This is a genomic window from Streptomyces hygroscopicus, from assembly GCF_026168105.1.
Taxonomy (GTDB): domain Bacteria; phylum Actinomycetota; class Actinomycetes; order Streptomycetales; family Streptomycetaceae; genus Streptomyces; species Streptomyces hygroscopicus_D.
Map to the genome: position 1 here is coordinate 20,956 of NZ_LBMW01000008.1, position 15,863 is coordinate 36,818.

The 15,863-nt window shown below is 67.4% G+C and carries 10 protein-coding genes; 8 read left to right on the top strand and 2 right to left on the bottom strand.

The features are described from left to right. Positions 1 to 127: 127 nt before the first annotated feature. Complete coding sequence (locus AAW14_RS10840) at positions 128 to 406, bottom strand: hypothetical protein (RefSeq protein WP_265562525.1); 279 nt, start codon at positions 404 to 406, stop codon at positions 128 to 130. A gap of 634 nt (positions 407 to 1,040) precedes the next feature. Then, complete coding sequence (locus AAW14_RS10845; protein WP_265562527.1) at positions 1,041 to 4,844, bottom strand: GH92 family glycosyl hydrolase; 3,804 nt, start codon at positions 4,842 to 4,844, stop codon at positions 1,041 to 1,043. Positions 4,845 to 5,303: 459 nt separating this feature from the next. Here AAW14_RS10845 and ngcE point away from each other — a divergent pair, with 459 nt between their 5' ends. From ngcE to dxs, 8 genes are all read left to right on the top strand, one after another. After that, a complete protein-coding gene (ngcE, locus tag AAW14_RS10850) occupies positions 5,304 to 6,755 on the top strand; it encodes an N-acetylglucosamine/diacetylchitobiose ABC transporter substrate-binding protein (RefSeq protein ID WP_265562529.1) in 1,452 nt (483 codons plus the stop codon). A gap of 74 nt (positions 6,756 to 6,829) precedes the next feature. Continuing rightward, on the top strand, positions 6,830 to 7,756 hold the full coding sequence (locus AAW14_RS10855; protein WP_265562531.1) for a carbohydrate ABC transporter permease: 927 nt from the start codon (positions 6,830 to 6,832) through the stop codon (positions 7,754 to 7,756). 2 nt (positions 7,757 to 7,758) lie between these two features. Next, the gene (locus AAW14_RS10860; RefSeq protein ID WP_265562533.1) at positions 7,759 to 8,682 is read left to right on the top strand and encodes a carbohydrate ABC transporter permease; all 924 of its coding nucleotides are present in this window, start codon (positions 7,759 to 7,761) and stop codon (positions 8,680 to 8,682) included. 281 nt (positions 8,683 to 8,963) lie between these two features. Next, positions 8,964 to 10,163: an ROK family transcriptional regulator gene (locus AAW14_RS10865; protein ID WP_265562535.1), complete on the top strand. Its 1,200-nt coding sequence runs from the start codon at positions 8,964 to 8,966 to the stop codon at positions 10,161 to 10,163. Positions 10,164 to 10,296: 133 nt separating this feature from the next. Then, a complete protein-coding gene (locus AAW14_RS10870; RefSeq protein WP_265562832.1) occupies positions 10,297 to 11,400 on the top strand; it encodes a substrate-binding domain-containing protein in 1,104 nt (367 codons plus the stop codon). 179 nt (positions 11,401 to 11,579) lie between these two features. After that, the gene (locus AAW14_RS10875) at positions 11,580 to 12,371 is read left to right on the top strand and encodes an ATP-binding cassette domain-containing protein (protein WP_265562537.1); all 792 of its coding nucleotides are present in this window, start codon (positions 11,580 to 11,582) and stop codon (positions 12,369 to 12,371) included. Continuing rightward, positions 12,368 to 13,660: a sugar ABC transporter permease gene (locus AAW14_RS10880; protein ID WP_265562539.1), complete on the top strand. Its 1,293-nt coding sequence runs from the start codon at positions 12,368 to 12,370 to the stop codon at positions 13,658 to 13,660. The genes AAW14_RS10875 and AAW14_RS10880 overlap by 4 nt, the downstream gene beginning before the upstream one ends. Positions 13,661 to 13,836: 176 nt before the next feature. After that, on the top strand, positions 13,837 to 15,771 hold the full coding sequence (gene dxs, locus AAW14_RS10885) for a 1-deoxy-D-xylulose-5-phosphate synthase (RefSeq protein ID WP_265562541.1): 1,935 nt from the start codon (positions 13,837 to 13,839) through the stop codon (positions 15,769 to 15,771). The last annotated feature ends 92 nt before the right edge of the window (positions 15,772 to 15,863 follow it).

Sequence of the window (15,863 nt, forward strand, 5' to 3'; positions counted from 1 at the left end):
GGCCCAGGGGACTGAACGGGGGACCCGCAGTGGCCGTCGCCGCGCCCGGCGCCCGCTCGGCAGCCCGCCCCCAGCCTTCGGTGCCGTCCCGGGTGCCGCGCGCCCGGCGGGAATCGTCGGGCGCCCGCTAGATCCAGCCGGCGACCTGGGCGATCGCGAACGGCGCCGGTACCAGGGTGGTCATGCCGAGCCACCGGTGCAGCGGCCTGCCCTCCTGCCACGGTATGAGGACGTCGACCACCAGCACCATCCCGAGGACGAACCCGCCGCCCAGCAGCGCGCCGAGCGTCATGCCCACCGCGTGGCCCGGGAAGTGTGCGGTACAGCCGGGGCTGTCGGCGCAGTTGAGCAGTATGTGTTTGGTCACCAGCCGTCGCACGCACAGGGCCGGGAGAATCGCGACCATCCCGATCAGGAGGTTCGCCACCGCGGGCGCCCACCAGGAAGCGGCAGTGCCCCCCTCGTGGTCACCGTCCGCGCCGGAACCGTGCACAGCCCGCCCTCTCCAAGGTCCTCGCATTCGTACAGGTAGATGACCACGAGAGCACCAGGGTTGCCCCGCGCGCCGCCGAAGGCGGCCAACTCCGCTCCCACGGGTGACGTTCCGTTCGCTCAAGTCCCATTCCGGGGGCCTTGATCGGGGCCGGGGGGCCTCGGGGCCCGCACATCAGTGGTGCGCCGGGCGGGTTGAGCCGAACGGGGCGGACCGGGTGGCCGGTGTGTGGGCCACCCGGTCCGCGAGGTGGTCCGGCCCGCGGGGGAGAGGGCCGGACCGGGACGGGGGTCCAGGGCTCTGGCGAAACCGAGAAGCCGAGACGGGGGGAGCATGGCTTGTGACGACCGTTGACGCGCGACAACGTTGTCTGAATGGTCTGTACATGACTGTACTCCCCCAATGGACAACGATGTCAAGGGCGTTCGCCCGTACGGCTGACGATCCACGACGGTCCCTTCCGCTCAAGGGGGCGCCGGCCGCGTGACACGGGGGCGGGCGCGGAGGGATCTCCGCGCCCGCCCCTTCTTTCACCCCGTGGGGGGAATCAGGCCAGCAGCTCCACCTCCGCGAGAGCCGACTCCGTCTCCAGGACCAGGCGGTAGTGGGCGTACGAGCCGGGATGCGGGATCGAGAACGCCCTCGTCTGCCGGTCCCAGGCGAAGGATTCACCCGAGCGTTCGTCCAGGGTCGTCCACTGCGTGCCGTCCTGGGAGGCCTGGAGGGTCCAGCCCGAGGGCGCCTTCGTGTGGTCCGCCGGGGACGTCAGGGTGTACTGCGCCGCCGTGGTGGGGCCCCCGACCGGAAGGTCCACGCTCGTCACGGACGCCTCCGTCGCGGAGGTGTCGTCGAAGAGCGGTCCGTCGCCCTTGAGTACATCCGCGCGAGGCGTCGGCACCTGGTCGTCCCGCGTGATCGACACCGGCGCCGCGTCCTTCCCGGTGCCCCAGGCCGACGGCCGCGGACCCATGTCGAAGTCCAGCAGGCCGCCCCGGGAGAGCAGCGAGTGCGGCAGCGACGTCGAGGTCCAGGGACGGCCGTTGACCCGCAGTCCCTGGATGTACACGTTCGTCGCGCTGTTCTCCGGGGCCTTGACAACCAGATCCCGGCCGTTCTCCAGGTGCACGGTCGCCTTCTTGAACAGCGGTGAACCGATGGCGTACTCGCCGCTGCCCATCACCAGCGGATAGAAGCCGAGCGCCGAGAACACGTACCAGGCCGACTGCTCGCCGTTGTCCTCGTCGCCGAGGTAGCCCTGACCGATCTCGCTTCCGGAGAAGAGACGGGAGAGCACCTCACGGATCTTCGCCTGCGCCTTCCACGGCCGGCCCGCCGCGTCGTACATGTAGATCACATGGTGCGCCGGCTGGTTGGAGTGCCCGTACATGCCCATCCGGACGTCGCGGGCCTCGGTCATCTCGTGGATGACACCCCCGTAGGAGCCGGCGAACTGCGGTGAGGCCGTCTCGGGCGTCGCGAAGAACTCGTCCAGTTTGTCGGCCAGCTTCGCGCGGCCGCCGTACAGGTTCGCCAGGCCGCGGCTGTCCTGCGGGACCGTGAAGGCGGAGCCCCAGCCGTTCGTCTCCGTGTAGTCGTAGCCCCACACCCTCGGGTCGTACTTCGACGGATCGAGCCGCCAGTTGCCCTGCCCGTCACGCCCCTGGAAGAAGCCGATCCTCTTGTCGAAGAGGTTGACGTAGTCCCGGGCGCGGTTGAGGAAGTACTCCGACTCCTCCCGGTAACGCTTCTTTCCGGTCTTCTTGTACAGCGCCTGCCCCATCCGGGCGATGCCGTAGTCGTTGACGTAGCCCTCCAGTGCCCAGGACATGCCCTCCCTGGTGGCGGTGGTGGTGTAGCCGAGGAAGGGCGAGGTGGTCATGCCCTTGCGGCCGACCCCGGAGGACGGGGGGACGACCGTCGCGTTCTTCACCGCCGCGTCGTAGGCGGCCTCCGCGTCGAACTTCACGCCCTTCACATAGGCGTCGGCGAACGCCACGTCCGAGGAGGTGCCGGTCATCAGGTCGGCGTAGCCGGGCGAGGACCACCGTGAGGTCCAGCCGCCGTCCTTGTACTGCTGTACGAATCCGTCGACCAGGTCACCCGCCTCCCGCGGGGTCAGGAAGGAGTACGCCGGCCAGGTCGTCCGGTAGGTGTCCCAGAAGCCGTTGTTGACGTACACCTTGCCGTCGACGATCTTCGCCCCGGTGTGCGTGGGCGTGTCCTGGCTCGGCATCGGGGAGAACGGGGAGGCGTACTGATAGGCCGAGCCCACCTTCTCGAAGCCCGAGTTGGGGTACAGATAAAGCCGGTACAGCGAGGAGTACAGCGTCGTCAGCTGGTCGGCCGTCGCCCCTTCGACCTCGATCTTGCCGAGCAGCCTGTCCCAGGTCCGCTGCGCGCGCGCCCTCACCTCGTCGAACGACGTCCCGCCCGGGATCTCCTGGCGCAGATTGTCCTTCGCCTGGTCGATGCTGATGAGCGAGGTGGCGAGGCGGAGGGTCACCGTGTGGTCCGCGCCCGGCTTGAAGCGCAGGTATCCCTTCACCCCCGAGGCGGCTCCGTCCGTCACGGGCGCGTCGAACACGCCGTAGACGAACAGCCGGGTGGCTCCCGTCGACAGCCCGGACTTCACGTCGGAGAAGCCGGTGACGATCCCGTTGTCCTTGTCGAGGGTCAGCCCGGCCTGCTCCGTCACGTTGTCGAACAGCACGCTCGCGTCGTCGCCGGGATAGGTGAAGCGCAGTACCGCCGCGTGGTCCGTCGGCGTCATCTCCGCCTTCAGACCGTTCTCGAAGGTCACCCCGTAGTAGTAGGGGCGCGCGGTCTCCCTCTCGTGCCGGAAGGCCAGCGCCCGCGCGGTGCGGTCGGTGTCCGGGGTGCCGGACGCGGCCGACGGCATCACCTGGAACGTCTGCCGGTCACCCATCCACGGACTCGGTTCATGGCTCGCGCTGAATGCCTGGATGGTGGGCAGATTGTCCGCGTTGTTGGCCCGTGCGTAGTCGTACAGCCAGCTCAGCGAACTCGCGTTGGTCACCGGCGTCCAGAAGTTGAAGCCGTGCGGCAGGGCGGTCGCCGGGAAGTTGTTGCCGCGCGAGAAGGAGCCGCTGGAGTTGGTGCCGCGGGTCGTGATCGCGTAGTCGGACAGATGCGCCTCCGGCCTCTGGGGAGGCGCGGTCTTCAGGGCGATGTCGTCCACCCAGCCCCGGAACTTCGCGGGGCCCGTCGGCGAGTCGTACGCCACCACGATCCGGTCCACGGTCTTCCCGGCAGCGACCGACCCGATCCGTGAGACCACGTCGTTCCACTGGTTGACGTACAGGGACTTGGCCGCGCCCTGCCCCTGCGGGGTCAGCGGGAAACCGTGCTGGTCCAGCGCCCCGAGGTCGCTGAGATGGGTGCCGTCGGTGAAGTCCAGGTCGACGGCGACGTTCGTGGCGTCGTAGTCCCGGTCCCCGTCCGCCATCGAGGGGAAGATCCGGTACGACAACTGGGTGTCGCGCCGGACGCCCACGTTGACGTCGAAGACCTTGTTGTACGAGTACGCCCGCCCGGTCCCGGGGTGCGATCCCGCGTAACGCAGGGCCCGGTGGCCGGTGAAGCCCGCGCCCGCCTTCGCGGTGGGGGAGCCCATCGGCCCGCGGTCCACCAGCGTGCGCATGTCCTTGGGCGTGGGGTCGGTGCCGGCACCGGTGGAGAACTGTACGTCGGCGAGTTGCAGGAGGTCCGCGCCGTGGTTCTTGGTGATGTCGAGCCGGAAGTGCTGGTACTCCGCCGGTTCGGCCAGGTCGAACGATTTCGTCTGGAAACGCTGGTCGAACGACGCGCCGGTGCGGGTGTCGAGCGTCTTCCAGTCCTTGCCGTCCGTGGAGCCCTCGAGGGTCCAGTCGGCCGGGTCCCGCTCCGCGTAGTCGTTGGCGGATGTCAGCGCGTACGTCAGCACCTTGACCGGCGCGTCGAAGTCGAACTCCACCCAGCCCGTCGGCGAGAAAGTCAACCACTTGCTGCCCGGGTCGCCGTCGATCAGGTTCTCCTTGACCTCACCACCGGCCGTGTTCTCGGCGCTGGCCCTGACATCGGTGACCTCGTCGGTTACATTGCCGGGAATGCCCGTTGTGTACCCTCCGTCGACACCGGACGCCCGCTTCGAACCGTCCGCCGCCGTGTCCACGGTGTTCAGCCACGTCGGTGCCGGATCACCCGCTTCGAACGAGGAAGAGAACTCCCGGTCGCCGGCGGACGGTTGGGCGGGCAGTGCCACCGCCGCGCCCTGTGCGGCCACCAGCAACGCGAAGGCGGCCGTTGCCACGACCGCCGTAGGAGCCCATCTGTGCCGAGATCTGTGCTGCATGCGCGAGCACCCTCCCTGCGCTGTGAAAATATGGACAACGTTGTCAACTCCGCTGCGCAAGGACCAGTAGGTGGTCAAGTGGTCAGTGATGTCAAGGGCGTTGGGTGTGGCATTCGGGCTCAATGCGGCGGATATCCCGCTCCGGAGGTCCGTATGCACCCCGTATTTCCGCGAGGTCTCAACTCGGAAAAGCAAACCGCCAACCTTGCGTTCGATCTTGCTCCGCTGGCGGGAAGTGGACTATACCTGTCGGCGTCCAGGCAGCTGTCAACCTGCCGTACGGCGGCTGCGGACAGGCACGACCGGGGGGACTCGGGAGGCGGTGGACCGTTTCGAGCACGACCGACTGCCGTGCCGTCCCACTGAATCCCTCATGCACGACCCCAGCTTCACCATCATCGCGGTGCCGGGGAGGATCCGGTTCACCGCCTGAGTCCTGGAGAAGGCGAGGACTTGAGCATGGGACCCACTTCCGGCGAGAACATCAACCCCGAAGGCCTCGGCCGCCGCGATCTGATCAAGCGGTCCGCGGCGCTCGGCCTGATCTCCGTCCCCACCATGAGCTTCCTGTCCGCCTGTGCCAGCAGCGGGGGCGGCGGCGGGGAGAAAGCCAAGGCGGGCAAGAAGACCGCCAAGAACCCGCTCGGCGTCAACGACACGGCGCAGATGGAATTCGTACTCTTCGACGGCGGCTTCGGCAAGGAATACGCCCAGGATGCGGTCAAGATCTACGAGAAGGACTTCCCGAAGGCGACGGTGAAGTTCTCCGCCACCCAGAAGATCCAGTCCACCCTGCAGCCCCGCTTCAACCAGGGCAACCCGCCGGACCTCATCGACAACTCCGGCGCCGAGCAGATGGACATGGGCGTCCTCGTCGGCAAGAACCAGCTCGCCGACCTCACCCCGCTGCTCGACGCCGCCTCGTACGACGACCCGAAGAAGAAGGTCCGCGACACGCTGCGGCCGGGCATCGTCGAGATGGGCCAGTTCGACGGCAGCCCCGTCTGGATCATGTACTACGCGTACACCGTGTACGGCGTCTGGTATTCGCAGAAGCTTCTCGACTCCCTCGGTGAGAAGTACCCGGAGACCTGGGACGAGATGCTCAAGGTCTGCGAGGCGGCCAAGAAGAAGGGCATCGCCGGCTGGACGTACGCGGGCAAGTACCCGTACTACATCCCCTTCTCCCTCTATCCGATGATCGGCAAGGTCGGCGGCCGCGAGGTCCTCGACGCCATCGACAACCTGGAGCCGAACGCCTGGAAGCACCCGGCTGTCAAGGCCTGTTTCGAGGCGTACTACGAGCTCTACAAGAAGGGCTACATCCTTCAGGGCACGCCCGGTCTCGACCACATCCAGTCCCAGACCGCCTGGGCCAAGGGCAAGGCGCTCTTCATCCCGAACGGCTCCTGGGTGGAGAACGAGTCGGCGAACGTCATTCCGGCCGACTTCAACCTCGCCGTCTCCGCGCCCTCCGGCATCGACTCCTCCGACAAGCTGCCCTTCGGCACCATCTGGGCCTCCGGAGGCGAGCCCTTCGTCGTCCCGGCCAAGGCGAAGAACCCCGAGGGCGGCATGGAGCAACTGCGCATCATGCTCAGCGAGGCGTCCTCGAAGAACTTCACCACCAAGGTCAAGTCGCTGACGGCGTTCAACGGCGGCACCACCGGGATCAGCCTCACCCCAGGCCTCAAGTCCGGTGTGGCCGCGCTGGAGAAGGCCGGCAACAACGTCCTGAACCCGCGCCTGCAGGACTGGTACGTGCAGCTCCAGAAGGAGAAGATCGGTGTGGCCGGTCTCGGCGAGATGATGGCCGGCCGCCTCACCCCGGCGGAGGCCATCAAGAAGATCCAGGGCTTCGCGGACGAGGCCGCCAAGGACACGTCGATCAAGCACTACAAGCACCAGTGAGGTTCCGTCACCAGCGGCGGCCGCCCGTACCGCAGAGGCCGGGGGCCATGCAGCGAGATCGGGGTCGGTAGCACATGCAGCACGGCAAGTACCGGTTCATCGTGGGGTTCCTCGCGGTGCCCCTCGGGTTGTACGCGCTCTTCGTCGTATGGCCGTTCATCCAGTCCATCTACTACTCGTTCACGGACTGGACCGGACTGAGCCCCGAATTCAAGATGGTGGGCGTCGACAACTACACGAGGATGTTCCACGACGACATCTTCTGGAAGTCGCTCTGGCACAGCCTGCTGTTCGCGCTGCTGCTGCCGCTGGTGACGATCAGCCTGGCACTGTTCTTCGCCTTCATGATCAACGCGGGCGGACGGCGGCGGAAGGGCGGCCCCGCCGTCACCGGCGTCCGCGGCTCCTCCTTCTACAAGATCGTCTACTTCTTCCCGCAGGTGCTGTCGATCGCCATCGTCGCCCTGTTGTTCGCGTTCGCGTACAACCCGGACAGCGGCGCGATCAACTCGCTTCTGCGCGGCATCGGGCTCGGCAGTGTCCAGCCGCTGTGGCTGGGCGATCCGAACCTGGCCCTGTGGTGTGTGATGGCGGTCCTCGTCTGGTCCACGGTCGGCTTCTTCGTGGTCCTCTTCTCCGCGGGCATGGCCTCCATTCCGGCGGACCTGTACGAGGCGGCCCTGCTGGACGGGGCGGGCCGCGCCGGCACGTTCTTCCGGATCACCCTGCCGCTGCTGTGGGACACCGTGCAGTCCGGCTGGGTGTACATGGGCATCCTCGCCCTGGGTGCCGAGTCGTTCGCGGTCGTACAGATCATGACGACCGGCCCCGGGGGGCCCGACTACTCGACCACCGTCTTGGTGCTGTACGTCTACCAGAAGGCCTTCCGTGACGGTCAGGCCGCCTACGCAACCACGATCGGTGTCGCCCTGCTCGTCGTCACGCTGCTGTTCGCGGCGGTCGTGATGCGGCTGGGCCGGCGCGAGCGGCTGGAGTTCTGAGCATGAAGACGACCGAGACCCCCGCCCCGATCCCGGCCGAGTCCGGCGCCTCCGTCAGCAAGGCCGAGGTGTCTCCCGCCCGCCCGCCCCGGCGGAAGCGGGAGGGCACCGTCCTGAACGTCTTCTCGCACGGCATGCTCGTCCTGTGGGCGTTCATGGTGGTCATGCCGCTGCTGTGGGCGGTGATGACGTCCTTCAAGGACGACAACTCGATCTTCAGCTCGCCCTGGTCGCTGCCGGACAAGCTGCACTTCGACAACTGGGCGCGGGCGTGGACCGACGCCAACATGAGCGACTACTTCCTCAACACCGTTCTGGTGGTGGGAGGTTCGCTCATCGGCACCCTGGTGCTCGGCTCGATGGCCGCGTACGTCCTGGCCCGCTTCGACTTCCCGGGCAATCGGTTCATCTACTACCTGTTCATCGGCGGCATGAGCTTCCCGATCATGCTTGCGCTGGTCCCGCTGTTCTACGTCGTGAACAACATGGGGCTGCTGAACACGATCCACGGGCTGATCCTCGTCTACATCGCCTACTCGCTGCCCTTCACGGTCTTCTTCCTGACCGCGTTCTTCCGCTCGCTGCCGACGTCGGTGGCCGAGGCGGCGTTCGTGGACGGCGCCTCGCACACCCGTACGTTCTTCCAGATCATGCTCCCGATGGCGAAGCCGGGCCTGATCAGCGTGGGGATCTTCAACTTCCTGGGCCAGTGGAACCAGTACATGCTCCCGACGGTCCTGAACACCGACCCCGACAAACACGTCCTCACCCAGGGGCTGGTCCAGCTGGCCGCCAGCCAGGGCTACAAGGGCGACTGGTCCGGACTTTTCGCCGGTCTCGTGATGGCGATGCTGCCCGTCCTCGCGGCCTACATCGTCTTCCAGCGGCAGGTGGTGCAGGGCCTGACCGCGGGTGCCCTGAAGTAGCGGGACGGTACGCCGAGGCAACCGTACGCCATCCGAAAGACCCGGCCCGCCGGCGTCCTCCTCGTGAACGGGGAGCGGCGTCGGTGTATCCGTCTGCCTTCGGCTTCCGACGACACTGAAATATTTCTCGGTGGTCCCGGATTTCCGTCAAGGACTTGACTGCGGTAACCCGTTCAGCGGAGCTTGGAGTTCACAACTTGTAAGTGACCCGGGTCCCGCTGCTGTGATCCGGGTCACACGGGCGGCATCGTGGCCGCCGGGCAGAGGGAGTGGATGAGTCGATGGAGACTCCTGGGTCGCAGTCGTCGCTGCACCGAGCAAATCTGGAGCGCGTCGTCCGTGCGGTGCGCCTTGCCGGGTCGCTCACGCAGGCGGAGATCGCGAGGACGACGGGTCTGTCCGCTGCGACCGTCTCCAATATCGTGCGGGAGCTCAAGGACGGCGGAACGGTCGAGGTCACGCCCACCTCGGCGGGTGGCCGCCGGGCCCGCAGCGTCTCCCTCAGCGGAGACGCGGGCATCGTCATCGGCGTCGATTTCGGGCACACGCATTTGCGCGTCGCGGTCGGAAATCTCGCCCATCAGGTACTGGCCGAGGAGTCCGAGCCACTCGATGTGGACGCCTCCGCCGCACAGGGCTTCGACCGGGCGGAAGAGCTGGTCGGCAGGCTGATCGAGGCGACCGGAGTGAACCGCTCCAAGGTCGCGGGCGTGGGTCTTGGTGTGCCCGGTCCCATCGATGTCGAGTCCGGCACGCTCGGCTCCACCTCCATCCTGCCGGGGTGGGCCGGCACCAAGCCCGCCGAGGAGCTGCGGGGGCGGCTCGGCGTGCCGGTGTACGTGGACAACGACGCCAACCTCGGCGCCCTCGGCGAGCTGGTCTGGGGCAGCGGCCGGGGGGTCAAGGACCTGGCGTACATCAAGGTCGCGAGCGGTGTGGGCGCCGGACTGGTGATCGACGGCAAGATCTACCGCGGGCCCGGCGGTACCGCCGGAGAAATCGGGCATATCACTCTCGACGAATCCGGTCCCGTCTGTCGCTGCGGCAACCGGGGCTGCCTGGAGACGTTCGCCGCGGCGCGGTACGTGCTGCCGCTCCTCCAGCCCGGCCACGGCGCCGATCTGACCATGGAAGGCGTGGTCAGGCTTGCGCGGGACGGGGACCCGGGCTGCCGTCGGGTGATCGCCGACGTCGGGCGCCATATCGGCAGCGGAGTCGCCAATCTCTGCAATCTGCTGAACCCGAGCCGGGTGGTCCTGGGTGGTGACCTCGCCGAAGCCGGGGAGTTGGTTCTCGGGCCCATCAGGGAGTCGGTCGGCCGGTATGCGATCCCCAGCGCGGCACGTCAACTCTCGGTGCTGCCGGGGGCGCTCGGAGGCCGTGCGGAGGTGCTCGGAGCGCTGGCCCTCGCGTTGAGCGAAATGGGCGATTCAACCCTTTTGGATGGCACGCTTCCCGCGGTAGCACCCGTCTTCACTTAGAGAACGGATGGCACCGTTGCCATCTCGTTAAGGATTTACTTCTTGACGTCGAACCTGCGGCCGAGTTGACTTCCAGCCACCTCGGCCGCAACGACGCGGCCTCGTCAGGGAGGTTTGTGAAGTGAACACGCGTATGCGTCGTGCGGCCTTTGCCGTTGCTGCTGGTGCCATGGCCGTCTCGCTGGCCGCCTGCGGCAGCGCCAAGCAGTCTGGTGGTGGTTCTTCCTCGGCGTCCTCCGGCGCCAAGAAGGGCGACGCCATCAAGGTCGGTCTGCTTCTCCCCGAGAACCAGACCGCCCGCTACGAGAAGTTCGACCGTCCCTTGATCGAGAAGAAGGTCAAGGAGCTCACGAACGGCAAGGGCGAGGTCGTCTACGCCAACGCCAAGCAGGACGCGAGCCAGCAGAACCAGCAGGTCGAGACCATGATCACCAACAAGGTCGACGTGCTGATCGTGGACGCGGTGGACTCCGCGGCCATCCAGAACTCCGTCCAGAAGGCCAAGGAAGCCGGCATCCCCGTCGTCGCGTACGACCGACTGGCGCAGGGCCCCATCAGCGCCTACACCTCGTTCGACAACGAGACCGTCGGCAAGACCCAGGGCGAGGCCCTCCTCAAGGCCCTCGGCGACAAGGCCAAGTCCGGCAAGATAGTGATGATGAACGGCTCCGTCACCGACCCGAACGCCGCGCAGTTCAAGAAGGGCGCCCACGAGGTGCTCGACGGCAAGGTGAACGTCGGCAAGGAGTACGACACCAAGGACTGGAAGCCGGAGAACGCCAACACCAACATGGAGGGCGCCATCTCCGCCCTCGGCAAGCAGAACATCGTCGGTGTCTACTCCGCCAACGACGGCATGGCCGGCGGTATCATCACCGCCCTCAAGGCCGCAGGCATCTCCAACATCCCGGTGACCGGCCAGGATGCGGAGCTCGCCGGTGTGCAGCGCATCGTCTCCGGTGACCAGTACATGAGCGTCTACAAGCCGTACGCCCCCGAGGCCGACGCCGCCGCCGAGATGGCCGTCGCGCTCGCCCAGGGCAAGTCGCTCGACTCGGTAGCCAAGGACAAGGTCGACAGCCCGACCACCAAGCAGGTTCCGTCGGTCCTGGTCCCGGTGCAGTCGCTGACCAAGGACAACATCAAGGACACCGTCGTCAAGGACGGCGTCTACACGGTCGCCGACATCTGCACCGCCCAGTTCAAGGCGGCCTGCGACAAGATCGGCCTGAAGTAAGCGACTCCGAGTCCTTTCCCCGTACGGGAATTCGTCCTTGAATTCCCGTACGGGACTGGCACACAAAGGCTCCTCCGGCGCCCCGTGTTCACCAGCCCCGCAAGCTCGTTGCGGGGCGCCGGACGGAATATCCCCCCAAACTTCTGCACAACCTCCCGCCGGGTCAGGCGGCGAAGGAGATGGTTCACGTGTCCGCTACGCCCGTGCTGGCGTTGCGCGGGGTCTCCAAGCGGTTCGGTGCCGTTCAGGCGCTCACCGACGTAGAGCTTGAGGTCCACGCCGGTGAGGTGGTCGCCCTGGTCGGCGACAACGGCGCCGGAAAATCCACGCTGGTCAAGACGATCGCCGGCGTGCACCCCATCGATGAGGGCGCCATCGAATGGGAAGGCAGCAAGGTCCAGATCAGCAAGCCGCACGACGCCCAGGACCTTGGCATCGCGACGGTGTACCAGGACCTCGCGCTGTGCGACAACATCGACGTCGTCGGCAACCTCTACCTGGGCCGGGAGATCCGCAGGCGCGGAGTCCTGGACGAGGTGGAGATGGAGCGCCGCTCGCGCGAACTCCTCGACACGCTGTCGATCCGCATTCCCAGCGTCCGTATCCCGATCGCCTCGCTCTCCGGCGGTCAGCGCCAGACCGTGGCCATCGCCCGCTCCATGCTCGGTGAGCCGAAGCTGGTCATCCTCGACGAGCCCACCGCCGCCCTCGGCGTCGAGCAGACCGCGCAGGTGCTCGACCTCGTGGAGCGGCTGCGGGAACGCGGCCACGCCGTGATCCTCATCAGCCACAACATGGCCGATGTGAAGGCTGTCGCCGACAAGGTGGCGGTGCTCCGTCTGGGGCGCAACAACGGCGTCTTCGAGGTCAAGTCGACCTCGCAGGAAGAGATCATCTCCGCCATCACCGGCGCCACGGACAACGCCGTGACCCGTCGTGCGGCGCGCACCAATGGGGAGATCAAGAAGTGAGCATCGACAAGACCTCCACGCCTCCCGAGGACCACGTCGTGGAGAACACCGAGGCGGCCGCCCAGGCGGTCACCGCCGTCGACCCCCGGCTGCTGGTGCGCGAACAGGGCTTCGCGGGCTACCTGACCGAGTTCAAGCGGAAGATGAAGGCGGGTGACCTCGGTGCCATCCCGGTCGTCATCGGTCTGGCGATCATCTGGATCATCTTCCAGAGCCTGAACTCCAACTTCCTCACCGCGGGCAACCTTTCCGACATCTCCGTCGCCATGGTCGGCACGGGCATGATCGCCGTCGGTATCGTCTTCGTGCTGCTGCTCGGCGAGATCGACCTGTCGGTCGGCTCGGTCTCCGGAGTCGCGGGCGCCGCCTACGCGGTGCTGACCGTCACGCACGGCATGTCCGCGTGGCTCGCTTTCGTACTGGCCATCCTCACGGGTACGGTCGCCGGCGCGCTCCACGGCTTCGTCTTCGCGAAGATCGGTGTGCCCGCCTTCGCGGTCACCCTGGCCGGTCTGCTGTTCTGGAACGGCTTCATGCTCCAGATCCTCGGCGACAGTGGCACCATCAACCTCGACGGCGAGGGCCTCGTCGCCAAGCTGACCAGCTACTACTTCTCCGATGTGGCCGCCGCATACGGGCTCGCCGTCGCGGTGACGGTGCTCTACTTCCTCAGCTCCTACTTCGGCAACAGGCGCCGCGAGGCCGCCGGTGTGCCGTCCCGGCCGCTGAGCGAGACCGTCCTGCGCACCGCGCTTCTGGCGGTCCTCGCCTTCGCCGTGGCAGCCGTCTACAACCAGTACAAGGGCCTGCCGCTCGCTGTCGTGATCTTCATCGGCATCCTGCTGGTCACCGACTTCGTGCTGCGCCGCACCGCGTACGGCCGGAAGATCTTCGCCCTCGGCGGCAGCGTCGAGGCCTCCCGGCGTGCCGGCATCAACGTGGCCATGGTCCGGATCTCGGTCTTCGCGATCTCCGGCACGTTCGCCGCGATCGGCGGTCTGTTCATCGCCTCGAAGATCGCCTCCGCCAACCAGGGAGCCGGTGGCGGTGACCTGCTGATGAACGCGATCGCCGCGGCGGTGATCGGTGGCACGTCGCTGTTCGGTGGACGCGGCCGTACCTGGAACGCGTTGCTCGGTGTGCTGGTGATCGTGTCGATCCAGTACGGGCTCGCCCTGGAGGGCATCGCCTCGCCGGTTCAGTACATGATCACCGGTGGTGTTCTGCTGGCCACCGTCGTCATTGACGCGGTGACCCGCAAGACGCAGAAGACCGCGGGTCGGGCGTAGCCACTCGCCGTACCCCCCTTTGACCTGTGCCCGGTACCAATGGCGGTACCGGGCACAGTCATGGGGTGGCGAAAGTGTGGCGGCCAAGGTGAGGGCCGCCCAAGATCCGCACAGACGGAACATTAGACTCGACGGGCCCGGCAAGCTCGACACAGCTCTACTGCAAGGAGGCACGGGTGCCGCTGCTGACCCGCATCAGGGGACCGCGCGATCTGGACCGGCTCAGCCTGGAGCAGCTGGACCAGCTGGCAGAGGAGATCCGGACCTTCCTCGTCGACGCCGTGTCCAAGACCGGCGGCCACCTGGGCCCCAACCTCGGTGTGGTCGAGCTCACCATCGCCCTGCACCGCGTCTTCGACTCGCCCAGGGACAAAGTCCTCTTCGACACCGGTCACCAGGCCTATGTGCACAAGCTGCTCACCGGCCGTCAGGACTTCTCGCAGCTGCGCAGCAAGGGCGGACTGTCCGGCTATCCCTCGCGTGCCGAGTCCGAGCACGACATCATCGAGAACTCGCACGCCTCCACGGTTCTCGGCTGGGCCGACGGTCTGGCCAAGGCCAACCAGCTTCTGGAGCGGGACAGCCATGTCGTCGCAGTCATCGGTGACGGCGCTCTCACCGGCGGCATGGCCTGGGAGGCGCTCAACAACATCGCGGACGCCAAGGACCGCCCGCTGGTCATCGTCGTCAACGACAACGAGCGTTCCTACGCCCCCACGATCGGCGGCCTCGCCAACCATCTGGCCACCCTGCGCACCACCGACGGCTACGAGCGCTTCCTGGCCCGCGGCAAGGACCTGCTGGAGCGCACGCCCGTCGTCGGCAAGCCCCTCTACGAGACGCTGCACGGCGCCAAGAAGGGCCTGAAGGACTTCATCGCCCCGCAGGGCATGTTCGAGGACCTGGGCCTGAAGTACGTCGGCCCGATCGACGGCCACAACATCGAGGCCCTGGAGTCGGCGCTGGCCCGAGCCAAGCGGTTCGGCGGCCCGGTCATCGTGCACTGCCTCACCGAGAAGGGCCGCGGCTACAAGCCCGCCGAGCAGGACGAGGCCGACCGCTTCCACGGCATCGGCCCGATCCACCCCGACACCGGGCTGCCCATCAAGGCGGGCGCCGCCAGCTGGACCTCCGTCTTCGGCGACGAGATGGTCAGGCTCGGCCGTGAGCGCGAGGACATCGTCGCCATCACCGCGGCGATGCTGCAGCCCGTGGGCCTGAAGAAGTTCGCGGATGTCTTCCCGAACCGCATCTACGACGTCGGCATCGCCGAGCAGCACGGCGCGGTCTCCGCGGCCGGCCTCGCCACCGGTGGACTGCACCCGGTCTTCGCGGTGTACGCGACCTTCCTCAACCGCGCCTTCGACCAGGTCCTCATGGACGTCGCCCTGCACAAGTGCGGGGTGACCTTCGTGCTCGACCGGGCCGGCGTGACCGGCGACGACGGTGCCTCGCACAACGGCATGTGGGACATGTCGATGCTCCAGGTCGTGCCGGGTCTGCGGATCGCCGCCCCGCGCGACGCCGAACAGCTGCGCGCCCAGCTGCGCGAGGCGGTCGAGGTCGACGACGCGCCGACCGTGCTGCGCTACTCCAAGGGTGTCGTCGGACCTGCTGTCCCCGCCGTGGGCACGGTCGGTGGCATGGACGTGCTGCGCAAGGCGGAGGCCGCCGTGCCCGACGTGCTGCTGGTCTCCGTCGGCGCGCTCGCGCCCATGTGCCTGGAGATCGCCGCTCTCCTCGACAAGCAGGGCATCTCCACCACCGTCGTCGACCCGCGCTGGGTCAAGCCCGTCGACGAGGCGCTGGCCCCGCTCGCCGAGCGGCACCGCGTGGTCGTCACGGTCGAGGACAACTCCCGCGCCGGCGGTGTCGGTTCGGCGATCGCGCAGGCTCTGCGCGACGCGGGCGTCGACGTCCCGCTGCGCGACTTCGGCATCCCGCCGCGCTTCCTCGACCACGCGTCCCGCAAGGAAGTCCTGGCGGAGATCGGCCTGACCGCGCCGGACATCGCCCGCCAGGTCACCGGGCTCGTCTCCAAGCTCGACGGCCGGTTCGGCCGTACGAGCGCGGCCCGCGCCGTGGACTCGGTGGAGTCCGCACGCGACTGAGGTGACCGGACGGTCCGCACGGGCCGGTTTCACCGCCCTTTACGGTGGTGAAACCGGCCCATTTGCGTGAATCGAACCCACACGGGGCATAC

What these genes read in the sequence shown, in the direction of transcription:
- ngcE (WP_265562529.1), top strand. Translation starts at nt 5,304, where the DNA reads ATGGGACCCACTTCCGGCGAGAACATCAACCCCGAAGGCCTCGGCCGC.
- AAW14_RS10840 (WP_265562525.1), bottom strand. Translation starts at nt 406, where the DNA reads ATGGTCGCGATTCTCCCGGCCCTGTGCGTGCGACGGCTGGTGACCAAA.
- AAW14_RS10845 (WP_265562527.1), bottom strand. Translation starts at nt 4,844, where the DNA reads ATGCAGCACAGATCTCGGCACAGATGGGCTCCTACGGCGGTCGTGGCA.
- AAW14_RS10865 (WP_265562535.1), top strand. Translation starts at nt 8,964, where the DNA reads ATGGAGACTCCTGGGTCGCAGTCGTCGCTGCACCGAGCAAATCTGGAG.
- AAW14_RS10875 (WP_265562537.1), top strand. Translation starts at nt 11,580, where the DNA reads ATGGTTCACGTGTCCGCTACGCCCGTGCTGGCGTTGCGCGGGGTCTCC.
- AAW14_RS10870 (WP_265562832.1), top strand. Translation starts at nt 10,297, where the DNA reads ATGCGTCGTGCGGCCTTTGCCGTTGCTGCTGGTGCCATGGCCGTCTCG.
- AAW14_RS10860 (WP_265562533.1), top strand. Translation starts at nt 7,759, where the DNA reads ATGAAGACGACCGAGACCCCCGCCCCGATCCCGGCCGAGTCCGGCGCC.
- AAW14_RS10855 (WP_265562531.1), top strand. Translation starts at nt 6,830, where the DNA reads ATGCAGCACGGCAAGTACCGGTTCATCGTGGGGTTCCTCGCGGTGCCC.